Source organism: Plantactinospora endophytica, assembly GCF_016862915.1.
GTDB lineage: Bacteria > Actinomycetota > Actinomycetes > Mycobacteriales > Micromonosporaceae > Plantactinospora > Plantactinospora endophytica.
Window position 1 is genome coordinate 417,567 of the sequence record NZ_BONW01000028.1, and the last position, 17,678, is coordinate 435,244.

The window sequence follows — 17,678 nt, forward strand, 5'->3', positions numbered from 1 at the left end:
CTCGGATCAGCTCGGACGGCCGCGCTTGATCTCGTAGAAGTACGGGGCCTTGGCGAGTCGGCTGATGGCGTCGTAAAGGTCGCCGGCTTCGTCGGCCGGAGGGATCGTTTCGAAGACCGGGCCGTGGATTCCCCGGGGTGTGTCGGGGAGCGCGATGACAGGGCTGCCGACGTCGGGTCCGGCGGAGGCGATTGCCGCGTGGGTGTCGGCGGTGATCTGCTCGTCCCACTTCGGGTCGTGGTAGGCGTCGAAGAGGTCGTCGACGCCGGTGGACTTGGCGGCCTGTCGGACGAGGTCTTCGGTGAACGCCTCACCGTTGTCGTGGGCGGCGGTGCCGACGGCGGTGTAGAAGCGGGCGGCGTCGGCGGGACGGCCGGCGGCGCGGAGTGCCTCGCCGAGGCGCAGGGCGGCGTGGGAGGTGCCGAGCATGGCGGCCCAGTCGGGGTTCATCTCCGCGCCGTAGAGGACCTTGAGGCTGAACGGCCGCCAGTCGATGTCGAAGGTCCGCTGCTCGGCGGCGGCGGACAGCCAGCGGCCGGTACGCCAGGACCAGTAGCAGGCGGGGTCGGACCAGAACTTGACCAGGGTCACGAGTGCTCCTTCTAGATGGCGGCTGGTTGGGCGGGGGTGGTGTCGGTGGCGAGTGCGGCCTTGACCGCGGGGGCGACGTGTTCGCCGAACAGGCGCATCGATCGGTTGCTGGCCTCGAAGTCGAGGCCGCCGAACTGGAACCAGCCTTGGAACATGTCGACGCCGGCCTCGGCCTTGTCGAGCAGTTGCGTCACGCACTGGTCGGGGGTGCCGAAGATGATCCGTCGGTTGTCGACGGCTTCCTGGAACGGCAGGCTGGTGATCTTGTTGAACCAGGCTTTGTGGTCCTCGTAGCCCTTGTCGACGGTGGTGCTCTGGCTGATCATGACGGAGGCTTCGTGGCCGGCACCGAGCCAGGCCGCCAGGTGGGGTTGGGCGAGTTCGCGGGCTTCGGATTCGGTTTCGGCGACGAAGATGTGCTGCATGGTGCCGTAGCTGCCGGTCGGGGTGCCGGGGTGCGCGGTCTGCCATTCGTCGCGGTAGATCGCGGCGGTGCGGGCGGTGTCGTCGGCGTCGAGGAACGCGGTGCAGAGGTTGACGCCGAGGCGGGCGGCTTTGCGGATCGACTTCTCGCTGATGCCGGCCATCCAGATCGGCGGGTGCGGCGTCTGGGTGGGTTCGGGTACGAGAGCGACGCCTTCGCCGTGCCACGGGCCGGTGGAGTAGGACTCCACGCCGCCTTCGGTGAGGAGCTGCTTGATGAGCGGGAACGCGGCGTCGAACAGGGTTTCGCTGTCGGCGCGTTGGACACCGAATCCGGCCTGTTCGTGGCCGGCGAGGCCGCGGCCGAGGCCGATCTCGAGGCGTCCGTTGGTGAGCAGGTCGAGCATGCGGATCTCTTCGGCTGCCCGGACGGGGTGGTAGAGCGGCAGGTTGAGGGTCATGGCGCCGAGTCGGACGCGGCTGGTGGTCTGCGACAGGGCGGCGATCAGGAGGTGGGGGGAGGGGACGATCTGGAAGCCGGCGTTGGAGTGGTGTTCGGTGAAGAAGTAGGCGTCGATGCCGACCTCGTCGGCGATGCGGGCCTGTTCGATGGAGTGCTGGTAGGCGGCGGCGTGGGGGAACTTGTTCTCGACGGGCCGCCAGGCGGACGCCCCGTCGGAGGTGGACGAGGTGATGTCGTAGACGCTGAATCGCACGAGCTGCTCCAGGGCAGGGCTGTTACCGGTGACGCGTGCGCGTCACCGGTGGTGGCCGATGGATGGGTGCCGGGGGGCGGTTAGCGGGGTGAGATGGTGACCGTCTGCGGTGCGCGGGTCTGGTTGACCTTCGGCACGAGGCGGGCCAGGGGATGTTGCGGGTCGATGGGCCGGTAGTCGCAGCTGGTGTCGGCGCTGGAGAGCAGTTCCAGCTCGCCGAACGCGAATTCGATGGGCCGGCCGTGTCCGTCGGGCGGGTAGACCCAGCTCTTCTCGGGGACCTCGCACTGGCAGCCGCGTACCGGAGCCTGCGGGCCGCCCTGGCGGACGTGTCGCCAGCCGGCGGCGAGTGCCCGCTCGGCGAGGTCGGCGTAGACGGCGCGGCTGTCGGGGCTGTCCTCGCGCAGGTCGATGCCGAGGTGGTCGACGAACGGCAGCGGGCGGGTCACCGCGCCGGGGATGAGGTCTTCCTCGGCGATGGGGCCGCTGGTGAAGATCACCGCGACGCCGTTGGGGAAGCCGTACTTGCGGAAGTTCGGCGCCTCGCGTTGGGCGGTCACGCCCTGGGCGAGGATCTTGTCGTGAGGCAGGGTGCCGATGTCGGCGACCTTCACCTGGACGTGGACCGACTCGGCGATGCCCATCGCCGCGGCGAACGGGAAGTCGGGGGTGAACAGCTCACTGACGAGGGTCGCCTCGTCGTCGCTGATCAGCCCCTGTTCGGTGAAGAACCGTAGGGTGGCGGAGGCGGAGGACTGGTCGGGCATCGGTCACGCTCCCTGGGCGGCGATGTCGGCGACAGCGGCGATGAGCCGGTCGACCTCGTCGGCGGTGTTGTACAGGTAGAGGCTGGCGCGCACGTTGCCGGCGCGGCTGTCCTCCTCGTGCAGTTCGTTGAAGAAGTAGTTGAGGGCGCAGTGTTGTCCGGCGCGCACGGCGACGCCGTAGCGGTCGTTGAGGAGTTGTCCGACCTCGGTGAAGTCGCGGCCGGCGATGTTGAACGAGACGACGGCGACCCGGTCGGCGGGGTTCGGCGGCCCGTACAGTTCCACGCCGTCGATCGCGGACAGGCCGTCGCAGAGTTGGTGCATGAGCTGCTCCTCGTGGGCGGCGAGGTTGTCCAGGCCCAGGTCGGTCAGGTAGTCGATCGCTGCGGCCAGGCCGAGCGCTTCGGCGATCGGCGGGGTGCCCGCCTGCCACTTGTCCGGCAGGGAGGTGAAGGAGCAGTCCGACAGGACGCAGCCGTCCAGGGTCGGGGCGGCGCAGGCGGTGGTGTCGATGGTGCCGCCGCCGAGGACGCCGGGGATGAGGGAGACGGCGTACTGGCGGCGGATGTAGAGCACGCCGATGCCGGTCGGGCCGAGCATCTTGTGGCCGGAGAACGCGAGGAAGTCGCAGTTGAGCTTGCTGACGTCCAGCGGCAGGTGCGGGGCGGACTGGGCGGCGTCGATCAGGAACAGGATGTCGCGTTCGCGGCAGATCGCGCCGATCTCCTCCACCGGCAGCCGGTTGCCGAGGATGTTGGTGACGTGTGCCAGCGTGACGAGTTTCGTGCGGTCGCTGAGCAGTCCGCGGAAGGTGTCGAGGTCGAAGCCGCCGTCACGGTCGGCGTTGTACCACCGCACGTTGACGCCCTGCTTGTTCGCGATCCGCATCCACGGGGCCATGTTCGAGGTGTGCTCGAGGTTCGACAGCACGATCTCGTCGCCCGGCTCGAAGTCCAGGGTGGCGGCGACCAGGTTGATCGCGGTGGTGGTGTTGCTGGTGAGCACGATCTCCTCGGTCGAGGCGTTGAGGAACCGGGCGATCGTGGTCAGCGCGTCGTCGAAGCGTTGCGAGGCGCGCATCGACAGGTCGTAGGAGCCGCGGTGCACGTTGGCGCGGTAACTGGTGTAGTACTCGGTCATCGCGTCGATAACCGGTCGCGGCGTCAGGGACGAGGCGACGCTGTCGAAGTAGGCCAGCGAGTCCCCCAGCGTCGGGAAGTCCCGGCGGACCGCGGTGACGTCGAAGGTCGAGGCGAGCTTCTGCGGAGTGCCCATACCGCCATCCTGGCACTCGCGACCCCCGCTTTCAATAGCAATGCCCGATGCCATCACCAGATATCGCTATCATCAACAAACACTGTTGTTAGCTGTCTGTGGGATCTGGTTGAATGGTCTCATGACGCAGTCGCTGCAGGTGGCACCCCTAGAGTCCCCGTCGGAGACGGCAGAGCAGTGGGCTCCGGTGTTCAAGGCCCTCGGCGACCCGGTCCGACTCGAGATCACCCTCCTCCTCGCCGCGCGTCCCCGCACCGTCAAGGAGCTCCAGAACGCTCTCGGGCACAACCAGGCCCTGGTCAGCCATCACCTGCGGATGCTGCGCGACCAGGGCGTCGTCACCTGCAACCCGCGCGGTCGCAGCAACGTCTACGAGATCCAGATCGACCCCCTGGCGTGCCTCGCGCAGTGCCTGACCTCGATGGTCAACCCCACCGATCCGGACTGCGTCTGCCCGCCGTCGGCCTCCTGACCGCCGGAAATCCGACACCCCGCATCGGCCGCCATCGCTATGCGAGTCTTGCTCGCGTGGCGGCGTCACCGCTAGCCTGACGCTTGTTCCTATCATCAGCCGATCCTGATGATGTAGGGGTCTGTCATTGGGTGGCTGCTCACACGGGGGGAGTACGACCATGTCGGCCGACCGGATCACCCTGCCGCAAGCGCCCACCTCGTCGACCTGCGGAGGCGCCCCGCAAGACGAAAGCAAGGGCCTCATCGTCTACGTACGCGACGAGACCGAGAGTCGCGAGGTCCTCGAGGTGTTCGACCGACTCGACAACCCGCCGGACTGCTGCCGGTTGCGCACTCGCCAACTCGCCAAGGACATTCCGGCCGACCACCCGCAGCTCGTCACCGATGTCGCCGCCCACACCGGCGGCTGGCCGCTGCCGCTGACCGTGGTCGACGGCAACGCGGTCGTCGCCCGTCGCCTGCCGACATTCGACGAACTCGTCCGCTTCACCTCCGGCAAGACGCTCGGACACGCCCCGGGCCTGCTCCCCGACTAGCACGTCGCACCGCCGAACCGGGCCCAGCCCGGCCGGCGACCACAGCAGACGGACACACCGGCACCGCACCGGTGCCGGGTGCATCCCGGGGAGGCAACGCGGTGTCGACCACGGTCCGGGGCGCCTGCCCACACGACTGCCCCGACCGATGTAGCTGGGAAGTCACCGTCAACAGCACCGGTGAGGCGGTGGCGCTGCGCGGATCCACCGCCCACCCGCTCACCGCCGGAAGACTGTGCGGAAAACTGTCCGGGTACCTCGACGACCGGGTCTACCACCCCGACAGGCTGACCCGGGCCCTGCGGCGTACCGGCCGCAAAGGCGAAGGGCGCTTCACCGAGATCGGCCTCGACGAAGCCCTGGACGAGATCGCCGACCGATTCCGCGACATCACCGACGCCTACGGACCCGCCGCCATCGTCCCGTTCAGCTACGAAGGCACCCAGGGGCTGCTCCAGTCCAAGTCGATGAGCGAACGGTTCTTCGCCCGGCTCGGCGCCACCGAAGTCCTGCACACCATCTGCGGCGCCACCGCCGGCGCCGGCGTGTCAGCGGTCAACGGCACGACCAACGGCGTCCTACCCGAAGACGCCCGCCACGCCGAGCTGGTGCTGGTGTGGGGAGCCAACCCAATCGTCACCAACCAGCACCTCTGGCCCGCCATCCTCGCCGCCCGCGCCGCCGGAGGGCGCATCGTCGTCATCGACCCGGTCCGCACCCGCACCGCGGCTGCCGCCGACTGGCACCTACAACCACGCCCCGGAACCGACGCCTTCCTGGCCCTGGCCATGGCACACGTCATCGTCCGCAGCGGCCACACCGACCAGGCCTGGCTCACCACCCACGCCACCGGCCTCGACGAGCTCACCGCACACCTCGACCGGTTCGCCCCGGACCGCGTCGCACCGATCGTGGGTATCCCCGCCGACGAGATCGTCCGCCTGGCGCACGCCTACGCCACGGCGAAACCGGCGCTCATCCGCCTCATGATCGGCATGGAGCATCACCCCGGCGGCGCCGCCGCCTACACCGCGATCGCGGCCCTCCCGATACTCACCGGCGCCTGGGCACACCACGGCGGCGGGCTGTCGTTCCACACCGCCGCCCATTTCATGGCCGCGCTCAACATGGCCGGGCTCAAGATGCCACACCTGGCCACCTCGCCCCGCCGGCTCATCAACATGGTGCAGCTCGGCCAGGCACTCACCGACCCGGACCAGGACCCGCCCGTCCACGCACTGCTCCTGCACGGCAGCAACCCCGCCGTCACCGTCCCCGCGGCAGGTCTCGTCCGCACCGGCCTCGCCCGGGAGGACCTGTTCGCCGTCGTGCACGACCACATGCTCACCGACACCGCCCGCTTCGCCGACATCGTCCTCCCGGCCACCACCCAACTCGAACACCTCGACCTCATGTGGTCGTGGGGACACACCGACCTGATGCTCAACATCCCCGCGCTCACCCCGCCCGGCGACGCCATCAGCGTCACCGACCTGTTCCGGTCCCTCGCCGCCCGCTTGGCCTTCACCGACCGATGCTTCGCCGACACCGACGCCGACCTCGTCACGACCGCCCTCGACAGCGACCACGCCTGGCTGGCCGGAGTCAGCGAGCACGACCTGCGCACCAACGGCTGGCAGCGGCTCGCCCTGCCGGTGCCGTACCTGCCATTCGCCGACGGATTCCCGACTCCCGACGGCAGGGCGCGACTGGCCTCCGTCGCCACGGTCGCCGCCACTCTGCACGACGATCTCGCGACGGCCCGACCCCCGGCGCGGCCACTACAACTGCTCACCACCAAGGGGCTGCGGTCGATGAACTCGACCTACGCGGACACCCCTCGCGCCGCCCGAGGCGACGGGCCATGGCTCGACATCCACCCCGACGACGCCGCCCAGCGCGGCATCGGTGACAGCGCGGTCGTACGCGTGCACAACGATCAGGGCGAGATCGAACTCCTCGCCCGAATCAGCCGGCGGGTACGACCCGGTGTCGTCGCGACCGAGTTCGGGCAATGGGCGACGGACGGCGCCGGAAAGTCGGCCGGGCCGGTCAACGCGTTGACCGACGACACGCTCACCGATGCCGGAGGCGCGGCCTTCCACCACACCTTCGTCGAGGTCGACCTCTCGGATTGACCGGAGGCAGGCTGCTTCCCGCGACGCCGATCCTGCCCGCGGAGATCAGTCCCGTCAGCAGCCTTCGCGGGCCGCGACGGCACCCCTACCGCCGGGCCGGTGGCAACGGCCGCCTGCGGGCCGAGCGGCGGGCGGCGTCAGTTGCGGTTGTACGCGGAGCTGCCCAAGCCGGAGCAGACTGGTCGGAAACCTGGGTGGCTGTCGCGCCAGCAGGCGAGACGATCAATCTGCTGCGACAGGGAGGTGGTCGGCCAGTGCGCTCCGACGGGCCACGCCGGTGGCCGGCGGCGGCGCTCGCTGCCGGTACGGTGATGCTGTTCGCGCTCGCGGCGACGGTCCTCTCCCGGCAGACGGCCACCGGTCGGTGGTTTATCGACTGGCCGCTGCGGCTGTGGGGAGTGGCGGCCGTGGGGCCGGGGGTGGTGGTGTGGCTGCGGGCCGCCAGCCCGCGCCTGGGCCAACTGATGGTGGCCGCCGCCGGGACGTACTACCTGAACTATCTGCGGGGCAGTGAGCAGCCTGTGGTCTTCGCCGTCGGCTTCTGCCTGGCGTACCTGTGGGTCGGCCTCGTGGCCCACCTGGTGTTGACCTGGCCGGTCGGCCGGATCACCGACCGGGCTCAGCGGGTGATGGTGCCGCTCTGCTACGCGGCCCCGGTGGGTAGCCAGGTGGTGCGCTATCTGGTCGATCGTCCCCGGCCGCCGTGGGGCTTCGGCATCCCACAGCCGAACACGCTGGCGGCCCAGGCCGGCAGTGCCTTGTTCGCTCTGCTGGCCCTGATCACGGTCGTCATCCTCGTCCGGCGCTGGGCCGTCGCGAGCCGGCTGCGTCGGCGTCCGGGCGCCCCGGTGTGGGGTGCGGTGGTGCTGGCCTGCCTGCTCGGGGTCGGTGTCAGCCTGGCCAGCATGCTGTCGCCCACGCTGTGGCTGGAGATTCCGTTGCTGGTCGTCGCCCTCTGCGCCGGGCTGTTTCTGGTACCGGCGGTGTACGGGCTCCAGCGGCAGCGGGCTGGCTGGGCTCGGCGCGGACTGGCCGACGTCGCCCTGGGGCTGTGGGTGCACGGCGACCCGACCACCGTCGATCCGCCCCGGCTACAGCAGGCGCTCGCCGATGCCGTCGGCGATCCGACGCTGCGGTTGATCTACCACCTGGCCGACGAGAGCTACGTCGACATCGCCGGCCGGGTTGTCGCGCCGCCGCAGCCGTCGGCCGGGCGTGCGTTGAGCAGTGTCTTCCGACGCGGCCGGCTCTTCGCGCTGATCGAACACGACGAGGCGCTCGGCGACGAGGGTGGTGTCGCCGAGGCCACCATCGCCGCCGCAGGTCTGGCCATCGAGAATGCCCACCTCTACGCGACCCTGCAGGCGCACATCGAGCAGATCCGCAACTCCCGGCTTCGGCTGGCCACTGCCGCCTTCGAGGAGCGTCGTCGGATTCAGCGTGACCTGCACGACGGTGCGCAGCAGCGGCTGTTCGCCGTACTCGTGCTGTTGGACATGGCCCGGCACCAGCTCGGCGGCGACGGCGAGTCGATCGACCTGCCCCGACGTACGCTGCAACGTGCCCACGAGGGTTTGCAGGACGCGATCCAGGCGCTCCGGGAGCTGACCGAGAACATCTATCCGGTGGCGCTCGCCGAGCATGGCCTGGCACATGCCGTCGAGAGCATGGCCGATCTGTCCGCGGTGCCGCTGACGGTCGACATCGATCGGCGCCGGTGGCGACCCGAGGTCGAGAACGCCGCCTACTTCGTCATCGCGGAGGGGCTGACCAACGTGGCGAGGCACGCCGGTGCGACCCGGGCCGGGGTGACCGTGAGCGCCGCCGCCGGGTACCTCACGGTAGAGGTGGTGGACGACGGCCGGGGCAACGCGCGGCCACTGGCCGGGCACGGCCTGAGCGGTCTGCAGGACCGGGTCGCGGTGGTGGGCGGCACGCTGTCCGTCGGGCCCGCTACCGGTACCGACTCCGGGCCGGTCCGGGGTACCCGGCTCGTCGCGCGACTTCCCTTGGAGGAGTGAATGAGAGTCGTGATAGTCGAGGACCAGGGTCTGCTGCTCGACGCCCTGGCTGACGGGCTCACAGCCCGGGATGTCGAGGTGGTGGGCCGGGCGCGGGACCGGGACGAGGCGCTAGGGGTGATCGACGCGAGCGCTCCGGACGTTGCGCTGCTCGACATCCGGCTCCCGCCGACGTACACCGACGAGGGGCTGGGCATCGCCGAGCAGGTACGCGCCCGATATCCGGACATCGGGCTGCTGGTCCTCTCCTCGTACGCCGAGGTGGCGTATGCCGAGCGTCTGCTCAGCCTGGAGGAGGAGTCGCGTGCGGTCGGCTATCTGCTCAAGGAGCGGGTGGGCGAGCTGGCCGAGCTCGTCGGGGCGTTGCGCCGGGTCGCGTCGGGTGAGGTGCTGATCGACTCGTACATCATCGATCGGCTGATGAAACGTCGCCGGACCCGGGATCCGCTGGCGACGCTCACCCCGCACGAGCGGCGTATCCTCGCCCTCGTCGCCGAGGGGCGCTCCAATCTCGGCATTGCGCAGGTCCTCGGCTGCCAGATCAGCACCGTGGAGAAGCACCTCACGGTCGTCACCGAGAAACTGGGCCTGCCCGCGTCGGGAGACCGGCACCGACGGCAGCTCAACGTCCGGGTACTGGCGGTGCTCGCCTTCCTGCGGGGGACTCCACCCGTACAGACCTGACCTGCCCGACCGCGCCGCGCGTCGGCGCCGGATCGACGCCCGACCCGGCGGCGGCACCATCGGGTTTTCCCGCCGCCTGTGACCGGGATTGCCGGGCGTCGAGCCTACGGATCGCCCCGATGTGCCGCACTTCTGTCCGCCGGACGATGGCCCTGTCGACGAGCCTCGCGGTGGGGCGCCGCCTCGTGACCGCAGGCCGGGTCCAAGAAGGGCAGAGAAGATGGACAACAAGAGTTCAGGCCGGTCACGTCCAGCAGGGCGGTCGCCGGGGCGGCGACTGGCGCGGCTTCTGGTCGGCGTCGCGGTCGCCTCGACGACCGCCGGGGTGCTGACCGTGGTGGCCACGAGCCCCGCGCACGCGGCGGTCTGCTTCGGCGCCGGATCGACCATCACGGGTACGCCCGGCGACGACGTACTGGCCGGGGGCAGCGGTGACGACGTCATCGACGGAGGCGGCGGCAACGACCTGATCATCGGCAACGGCGGCAACGACCGGCTGTGCGGGGGTGACGGCGCCGATGTGATCGAGGGGTACCACGGCGACGACTCGCTCTCCGGCGGACCCGGCGCGGACACCCTGGACGGTGGCCGGGGTGGCTGTTGCGACCCGGTGCTGGACACCGGCACGGACACGCTGTTCGGCGACGATGGTGACGACGTGCTCTGGGCTGCCGACTTCGGCCGACTGGTCGGCCACGGCGGTACCGGCAACGACCGACTGCACGGCCTGAACGCCGCCGACCAGCTCGCCGGCGGCGGCGGCAACGACATCGTCACCGGCGGCAGTGGGGCCGACACCCTGGACGGCGGCAGCGGAGGCTGCTGCGACCCGATCCAGGACACCGGCGACGACGAGTTGCGCGGCGGTCCCGGCAACGACACCCTCTGGGCGGCCGACCTGGGCCGACTGACCGGCTTCGGCGAGGACGGCGACGACCTGGTCTTCGGATTGGGTGGGGCCGACCGGCTGGAGGGCGGCGCCGGCAACGACGAGATCCGGGGCGGCGATGGCAACGACACTCTCGACGGCGGAGTCGGCGGCGACCGACTCTACGCCGCAGGCGGCAACGACACCGTCAACGGCGGTCATGACAACGACACCATCCTCGGTGACGGCGGCGACGACCGGATCGACGGCTCGTACGGCAACGACTGGGTCGACGCCGGTCAAGGCAACAACGATGTCAGCGGTGGGTACGAGAACGACATCCTGATAGCCGGCGACGGCGTGGACCGATTCGACGGCGGCTACGGCGACGACACCGTGTGGGCCCAGGGCGGCGACGACTACGCCGTCGGCGGGTACGACCACGACGTGCTGCACGGAGGGTTCGGCAACGACCGGCTGATCGGCGGCCCACACAACGACCGGCTCTACGGCGACGAGGGCGACGACAACGTGGACGTGTTCGACGGTACGGCCGGTAACGACGTGGCCGAGGGCGGTGCCAACGGTGACGTGTGCCGGATCGACGTCAGCCCGGCGCCGACGAACCAGCGAGACACGGCGGTGCTCTGCGAGAGCCTCCGGACGAGCTGAGCGATGTCTGGTGTGGTAGCGGACAACGATTGCCGCTACCACACCACGTCGGGCGGCTCACCGGGTCCGCGCCGGTGCTGCCGCTCGCGATGTCGCGTTGACCGGTGGACCGAGCCCTGGTCGGGCACTCTTCTCCGCCCCCAGGCGCAGACTCGGCTCCGTGCTTGTGCAGCTACGCCGACAGGCTCGTACGGATGGCCGCACGAGCCTGGGCGAACTGGCCCGTCAGCCGGCGATGCCGAAGACGATCGCGGCCACGAGCCCGGCGCAGATCGGTGTGGCCGTCCACGCGATCGCGAAGTCCCGGAGGGTCTTGCCGGAGATGCGGCTCAACTGCCCGCCGGCAGAGCCGACGATGGCTCCGGTGGACACCTGTGTGGTGGACATCGGCAGGGCCAGGACCGCGCCGGCTCCGACCAGGCATGCGGTGGTCGCGTTGGCGGTGAACCCCTCGGTGTGGCTCATCCGGACGACCTTCTCACCGAGGGTCCGGGCTACCCGGACACCGAACAGGGAGCCTCCGGCCATCGCGGCGGCCACCATCAGACTCACCGACGTGGCGGAGAACCCGGCGGGTAGCAGCGCGAACCCGCCGATGGCGGCGATCTTCGGTGTGTCGTTGAGGCCGCGGGCGCAGCCCGTGGCGCCGCTGGAGACCCAGTGCAGGACGGTGATGACCCTGGCCCGCCGCGCGGTGTCGGACGCCGTGGCCGTAGTCGATTCAGTCCGCCGCTCCATGCTCGGCGCCCCGGCCTCGTCGCCTGGCCTCGTGCCCACGGGGACGAGTTCGGGGTTCCTGCTGCGGCGTAGCCGTCCGGCGAACTGCACGCCGATGGCGAGCGCGGCCGAGATGGTGTACGCCACGACGATGCTCAGCAGCAGCGGCAGCACGAATCTCTGCAGGACGCCGGACCATTGCACACTCGACGGTGCCAGTACGAGCCCGGCACCGACCAGTGAGCCGACGATCGCGTGCGTCGTGGATACCGGAAGCTTGGCGATGCTCGCGAATGTCACCCAACTAGTGGTGCCGAGCAGCACCGCGAGGGCGAACGCGGCCGTCGGAGTTCCGTCGACAATTCCCTTCGAAAACAGCTTCCCCATGCTGCGCCCGATTTCGATGGAAAGCAGGGCGCCGATCAGCGTGGTCGCGGTTCCCCAAAGAATGGCGGTTCGGTAGGCGGTGACGCCGGCTCCGGCCAGGGTCGCCACGCCTTTGGAGACATCGTTTGCGCCGTTGGCGGCAGCGAGGAAGATTAGTACGACAAGGATGGCAAACGTCATTCCCGCCCCCGATGCTCGTCGTCGGACCTCCCTCAAGTCTCTAATGCAATTTACTGTCCGTCAATGCTGTATTCACCTGTTGTTTGCCATGGTGTCCGGCGCGAGGAATGGACCTGCCTGTATAGAAAAAATTGAAGACTGATGGCGCGAGATGTCGACCTCGTGCGCTTAGGGAATTGTCGGTGTCGTCCGTTTTTCGTCGCTGACGGAGATGCTGCGCCGCGCGCCGGGGCATGGCTACCTGACTCCGGTGAGGTCGCGGAGGGCCGGACGGGCCGTGCCGACGCGTCCGTCAGGCCGGTGAGAAGACTCGGCTCAGCCGGGTCAGGGTCTGCGGATAGACCCAGTAGTAGACCCAGGTGCCGCGCCGTTGGGAACCCACCAGGCCGGCCTCGCGGAGGACCTTCAGGTGGTGGGAGATGGTGGGTCCGGTGACGTCGAACTGGTCGGTCAGCTCGCAGACGCACACCTCCCCGCCGGCGCGTGAGGCGATCAGCGAGAACAGCCGTAGCCGCACCGGATCGCTGAGTGCCTTGAACACCTGCGCGTAGTCGGCGGCGTCGTCGGCGTCGATCGGCTCGGAGAGCAGGGGTACCCAGCGGGAGATCGTGATCGGCGGAGTCGGACTCTGCTTGGCCACGCTCCATCGTTGCCTGTGGCTGTCGGTAACCGCAAGGCGATGAGCCGGGGCACCTTCAGGCCCGTGTCACCCGCGCCGACGTCGGCGTCTCGGCCGCGTCCGGTGTCTGCGGCGGCCCGGCGCACGGGGAGGCTTGCGCGGCTCTTGCCGGCTGGGCCGGCGCGCAGATGCTCGCGAGACCGGGGGCCGTCGGGCTGCGGGACAGGTCCCGGGCGGCGGCCCAGTCGCCGGCGAGGGCCGCGACGACGGAGCGGACCTGTTCGTAGCCGGTGGCCAGGAGGAAGGTGGGGGCGCGGCCGTAGCTCTTCACGCCGGCGATGTAGTAGCCGACCTCGTCGTGCGCGAGTTGGTCGACGCCGTGTGCTGGGACGCTGCCGCAGAAGTGCTCGTTCGGATCGATCAGCGGTGCGATCGCGCGGGGACAGCCGAGCGTGCTGTCGAGAGTGAGCCGCAGTTCGGCGGCGAGGTGATGATCTGGTCGGAAGCCGGTCGCGTTGACGACGAGGTCGCCGACGAGGTGTCGCTCGACACCGTCCGGGTTTCGGCCGGTCACCTCGATACCGGTGGGGGAGGTTTCCAGGCGGTGGGTGAAGAAGTCGGTGACGAGTTGGACGGCGTCCGCCTCGACAAGGTCCCGCAGGCGGGCTCCGATCGCGCCCCGGGCGGGGAGCTCGTCCGTGGTGTCGCCGTATGCCCTGGTCGGTGACGGGCCCCGGATCGCCCAGGTGACGGCGGTGGCCGGCGAGGAGGTGCGTAGTTCGCCGAGGGCGAGCAGGGTGGTGGTGGCCGAGTGGCCGGCTCCCACGACGATCGTGTGGCGCCCGGCGAACCGGTCCCGGTCGACGCCCAGCACGTCGGGCAGGCCGGTGACGAGGTGCCTGACGCCGGGTCGTTCGCCGTAGGCGGGTAGCCCGTCGGCGCCGAGGTGGTTGGGTGTGCGCCAGGTGCCGGAGGCGTCGACGACCGCCCGGGCCGCTATCTCCGAAGTGGTGCCGCTGCGATTGACGATCCGTACCCGAAACGGTGCGCTCTCCCGGCCGGGGGTTCGTATCCGGTCGTAGCCGACACGGCTGATCGCCTCGACCCGGCTGTCGAGGCGAAGCGATGCGGCGATGTCGGGCAGCGCGGCCAGCGGGGCGAGGTAGTCGGTGAGGAGTTGTCGACCGGTGGGTAGCGTGTCGCCGTCGGGTTCCTGCCAACCGGTCGGTGCCAGGAGACGGCGGGCGGCAGTGTCGATGTTGTACCGCCAGGGCGTGAAGAGGCGGACGTGTTTCCACTCCCGTACTGACGCGGCTGGACCGGGGCCGGCTTCCAGGAGGACGAACGTGACGCCCCGTTCGGTGAGGTGTGCCGCTGCCGCCAGTCCGACCGGGCCGGCGCCGATGACGACGACAGGCAGTTTCTCCAGGTCCATCATGTCGTCTCCACGGGCGTCGTCGAAGGTGCCGGGCCACTGGTGTCGCCCGGCAGGTTGCCCCCCGCTGTTGCCGCCTGGCCGGTGTCGGCGGTCCGAACCGCCGCGACCGCACCTCAGGTAGGACTCATAATGCACCATCTCTGCCTGGTTTGATGGATTCGTCGCTGGTTCGCGCCCAATTGGGGAACTGGCGGTTGCGCCCCTGCCCGTGAGTCGGCCTGTGCCGTTCGGGGCTACCTGGCGCGGCGGGCCGAAACGGCGGCGAGGCACTGGGCGAGTTGGTCCACCGCGGTGGGCATGAGCCAGTAGTACACCCAGGTGCCGCGACGCTGGCAGTTGACGAGCCCCGCCTCACGCAGCACCTTCAGGTGGTAGGAGATCGTGGGTCCGCTCAGGTCGGAGGCGTTGACAAGGTCGCATACGCAGACCTGGCCGCGGGTTGCCATGGTGGTGAGCATCCGCAGGCGGACCGGATCCCCGAGCGCTTTGCACATCGAGGCGATGCGCACCGCGTCCGTGTCGTCTGTGGCGTCCCACCGCGCTGCTGCGTTCGGCCCGGCCTCGGCGGGACTGGTCAGTCTGCTCATGCGGGCGCCTTCCGTAGCCGGCAGGCGAAGCACTTGTAGGCCTGCTGGCCGGAGAGGTTGTCGTGGTAGCGGTCGTCGAGGAGGTGGTTGACGGCCTGATAGCGGGGATCGCCGAATTGGTAGCCGACGAGTTGGGCGGGGCCGAACGTGTTCGGGACGAAGATGGTGTCGGCACGGATGCCGGGGTCGAGCAGGGCGGTGCCGGTGACCGCGCCGCGCGGGCTCTCGACGATGACGTCGTCGTAGGCGGCGATGCCGTGGGCGCGTGCGGTGTCCGGATGGATCTGGATGAGACGTACGCCGTTGAGCCGCTTCCCGGTCGGTGTCCAGTGGGTGACGGTGGCGAAGTGGGCCACGCTGGGCCGGCCGGTCATGCCCATCAGTGGATAGCGGCGGTGGATCGCCTTGGAGCCGGGCACGGCCAGCCGGACCGGGTGGGTGAGAGCCTGTGGCTTGAGCGGGTTGGTGATGAACCCTGGCTCGTAGGCGATGGTCGGGTGGCCGCCGGTCACCTCGGGATGGGTGTAGAAGAACGGCAGCGCGGTGTGCCCGCTTGGCGCGAGTAGCCGTTCCTGCGCCGGGGTGACGATCTCGATCTTGCCGCTGGGGGTGAGGAACCGTTTGCCGCGGTTGGCCGGATCCAGGGATTCGGCGGCCCGGTACCAGGACGGGTGATCGTGGTAGAGGGTGCTCACGCCGGGGTGGTCCAGGTCGGGGCAGGGCCAGCGCAACGGCTCGGACCGCGACCGGAGCCGCTCGCGGGTCATGCCACCCATCCCGGGGGTGTGCGCGACGAACTCGGCCCACAGGTGCCGGTAGTCACGCCATCGGCTGGGGAAGGCGTCCGTCCAGTAACTGCGGGAGTGGCGGCGGTCGTTGCGGGCCAGCGCCTGGGCGAGGTCGACCCAGATCTCGATGTCGCTGCGGGACTGGCCGACCCGTGGCACGGCGGCGTCCTGCCAGCGGATCGCGCGGTCGTCGCGCCGCATGTACACGCCCTCGAACTCCAGCCCGCTGCACACGGGCAGGATGACGTCGGCGTAGTACGCCGCCTCCTCCATGAACAGGCCGGTGTAGACGTAGAAGTCGAGCTGCCGGTACGCCTCGCGGACCTTGCTCGTGTTGGCGGAGCTGACCAGCGGGTTGCCTTCGGTGATGACCGCCCGAAGGCGGTAGGGGCGACCGGACAGGATCGACTCGGCGAACGCATCGGGGCCAACCGGCAGGGCCGGTCCCCGCTGCGGTACCGGGCCCGGCAGGGGTGGCAGGCAGAGTCCTCCGGGCCAGGTGTTGTGCATGAAGTTGCAGCCGCCGCCGGGAACGCCGACGTTGCCGGTGATCGTGGCGAGCATGGCGATCGCCCGGTAGGTGTCGAACGCGCCGAGCTGGTGGGAGATGCCGGCGTTGCAGAAGATCGCGGCGGGTCGGGCGGCAGCGTACTCCTCCGCGATCTGTTCGATGACCGCCGCCGGCACGCCCGTGATCTCGGCAGCCCACGACGGCCGGTAGCCACGGCCGTGCAGGTGGCGGACCAGTTCGTCGAATCCGACCGTCCACCGGCCGACGAACTCGTGGTCGTAGCGGCCGGTGGCCACGATGTGGCCGAGCATGCCGAGGATCAGCGCGAGGTCGGTGTGCGGCTTCGGCGCGACCCACGTGTCGGCGAGCGCAGCGGTCGGCGTGCGACGCGGGTCGACCACGACCAGTCGGGCGCCGGTGCGTTCCCGGCTGCGCAGCAGGTGGGCGAAGGTGACCGGATGCGTCTCGGCCTGGTTGGTGCCGAGCATCAGCAGGTAGCGGGTGGAGCCGAGGTCCTCCTGTCCGGTCGCCGGGTCGACGCCGTAGCCGTTGGTGAAGTTCGGCAGCCCGAACGTCATCGCCAGGGCGTCGCCGCCGGCGTCGTTGCAGACCGGGCCGACGTCGGTGTCGTTGGGGCTGCCCAGCATCGCGAACAGCCGAGCGACCAGCGAGCCGACGCCGCGGGGCAGCCGGCCGCTCGTGCGGTTGGCGATGGCTCTGGCCTCACCGTCGTCGCGCAGCCGCAGCAGCCGCTTGGCGATCAGGTCGAGGGCCTCGTCCCAGGAGACCGGTGCGAAGACCGACGTCGAACTGCCTTTGGTACCCGACACCCGGCGCAGGGGAGTGGTCAGCCGATGCCTGTTGTAGACGAGTTCGGTCATGGCCGGCCCTTTGACGCACAGGTTGCCGGCCTGGACCGGGTCGTCCGGCTCGCCGCGGACCTCGATGATCCGGCCGACTTTCAGGCCGATCCGCAGCCGGCAGTTGCTGTTGCAGAACTGGCAGGCCGAGGCGACCACCCGGTCCGGATCGAGGGCTGCGGAGCCGCTGCTGAAGTCGGGCATGGGTGAGCAGTCGTCCGGTGTCGCGCTGCCGTCGGCTCCTGGTGAGGGTCTCGGACTGGCAGCGGCGGGCGTCGTCCCGACGACGAGGGTGCCTGCCGTGCCGACCGCCGCGGTCTGGATCAGCCCGCGGCGGGAGACGTGCCCGGCGGGCAGGTCGGAGGACTCCGATTCCGGATCACCGGATCGCGACATGAGGCAGCTCCCGTTGTCGTTGGGCTCCAC

General features: G+C 69.9%; 15 protein-coding genes. 6 read left to right on the top strand and 9 right to left on the bottom strand.

Annotated features, from left to right (window positions below):
- Nucleotides 1–6: 6 nt before the first annotated feature.
- From Pen02_RS27715 to Pen02_RS27730, 4 genes are all read right to left on the bottom strand, one after another.
- The gene (locus Pen02_RS27715) at nt 7–591 is read right to left on the bottom strand and encodes a mycothiol-dependent nitroreductase Rv2466c family protein (protein ID WP_203869041.1); all 585 of its coding nucleotides are present in this window, start codon (nt 589–591) and stop codon (nt 7–9) included.
- An 11-nt stretch (nt 592–602) separates the two neighbouring features.
- Nucleotides 603–1,730 carry an LLM class flavin-dependent oxidoreductase gene (locus Pen02_RS27720; RefSeq protein ID WP_203869042.1) on the bottom strand — a complete coding sequence of 376 codons (1,128 nt, stop codon included), beginning with the start codon at nt 1,728–1,730 and terminating at the stop codon, nt 603–605.
- 80 nt (nt 1,731–1,810) lie between these two features.
- Nucleotides 1,811–2,497, bottom strand: a complete 687-nt coding sequence (locus tag Pen02_RS27725) for a hypothetical protein (RefSeq protein WP_203869043.1) — start codon at nt 2,495–2,497, stop codon at nt 1,811–1,813.
- A 3-nt stretch (nt 2,498–2,500) separates the two neighbouring features.
- Nucleotides 2,501–3,772, bottom strand: a complete 1,272-nt coding sequence (locus Pen02_RS27730) for an aminotransferase class V-fold PLP-dependent enzyme (RefSeq protein ID WP_203869044.1) — start codon at nt 3,770–3,772, stop codon at nt 2,501–2,503.
- A gap of 121 nt (nt 3,773–3,893) precedes the next feature.
- Between Pen02_RS27730 and Pen02_RS27735 the strand changes: the two genes are divergently transcribed.
- The 6 genes from Pen02_RS27735 to Pen02_RS27760 all read left to right on the top strand — a co-directional run bounded on the left by Pen02_RS27735 (nt 3,894) and on the right by Pen02_RS27760 (nt 11,165).
- Complete coding sequence (locus Pen02_RS27735) at nt 3,894–4,244, top strand: ArsR/SmtB family transcription factor (RefSeq protein WP_203869045.1); 351 nt, start codon at nt 3,894–3,896, stop codon at nt 4,242–4,244.
- A gap of 160 nt (nt 4,245–4,404) precedes the next feature.
- Entirely contained in the window at nt 4,405–4,782 is a 378-nt protein-coding gene (locus Pen02_RS27740; protein ID WP_203869046.1) for a hypothetical protein, read from the top strand.
- A gap of 101 nt (nt 4,783–4,883) precedes the next feature.
- Nucleotides 4,884–6,920, top strand: coding sequence for a molybdopterin-containing oxidoreductase family protein (locus Pen02_RS27745; RefSeq protein ID WP_203869047.1), 2,037 nt, complete (start codon nt 4,884–4,886; stop codon nt 6,918–6,920).
- Nucleotides 6,921–7,174: 254 nt separating this feature from the next.
- Nucleotides 7,175–8,941 carry a sensor histidine kinase gene (locus Pen02_RS27750; RefSeq protein ID WP_203869048.1) on the top strand — a complete coding sequence of 589 codons (1,767 nt, stop codon included), beginning with the start codon at nt 7,175–7,177 and terminating at the stop codon, nt 8,939–8,941.
- Entirely contained in the window at nt 8,942–9,625 is a 684-nt protein-coding gene (locus Pen02_RS27755; RefSeq protein WP_203869049.1) for a response regulator transcription factor, read from the top strand.
- Between the two features lie 220 nt (nt 9,626–9,845).
- On the top strand, nt 9,846–11,165 hold the full coding sequence (locus Pen02_RS27760; protein WP_203869050.1) for a calcium-binding protein: 1,320 nt from the start codon (nt 9,846–9,848) through the stop codon (nt 11,163–11,165).
- Between the two features lie 225 nt (nt 11,166–11,390).
- Here the strand turns inward: Pen02_RS27760 and Pen02_RS27765 are convergent, their stop codons facing one another.
- From Pen02_RS27765 to Pen02_RS27785, 5 genes are all read right to left on the bottom strand, one after another.
- A complete protein-coding gene (locus tag Pen02_RS27765; RefSeq protein ID WP_203869051.1) occupies nt 11,391–12,449 on the bottom strand; it encodes an inorganic phosphate transporter in 1,059 nt (352 codons plus the stop codon).
- 292 nt (nt 12,450–12,741) lie between these two features.
- Nucleotides 12,742–13,089, bottom strand: coding sequence for an ArsR/SmtB family transcription factor (locus Pen02_RS27770; RefSeq protein WP_203869052.1), 348 nt, complete (start codon nt 13,087–13,089; stop codon nt 12,742–12,744).
- 55 nt (nt 13,090–13,144) lie between these two features.
- Nucleotides 13,145–14,506, bottom strand: a complete 1,362-nt coding sequence (locus tag Pen02_RS27775; RefSeq protein ID WP_203869053.1) for an FAD-dependent oxidoreductase — start codon at nt 14,504–14,506, stop codon at nt 13,145–13,147.
- Between the two features lie 233 nt (nt 14,507–14,739).
- Complete coding sequence (locus Pen02_RS27780) at nt 14,740–15,093, bottom strand: ArsR/SmtB family transcription factor (protein ID WP_239141373.1); 354 nt, start codon at nt 15,091–15,093, stop codon at nt 14,740–14,742.
- Complete coding sequence (locus Pen02_RS27785; protein WP_203869054.1) at nt 15,090–17,456, bottom strand: molybdopterin-containing oxidoreductase family protein; 2,367 nt, start codon at nt 17,454–17,456, stop codon at nt 15,090–15,092. The genes Pen02_RS27780 and Pen02_RS27785 overlap by 4 nt, the downstream gene beginning before the upstream one ends.
- Nucleotides 17,457–17,678: the final 222 nt, after the last annotated feature.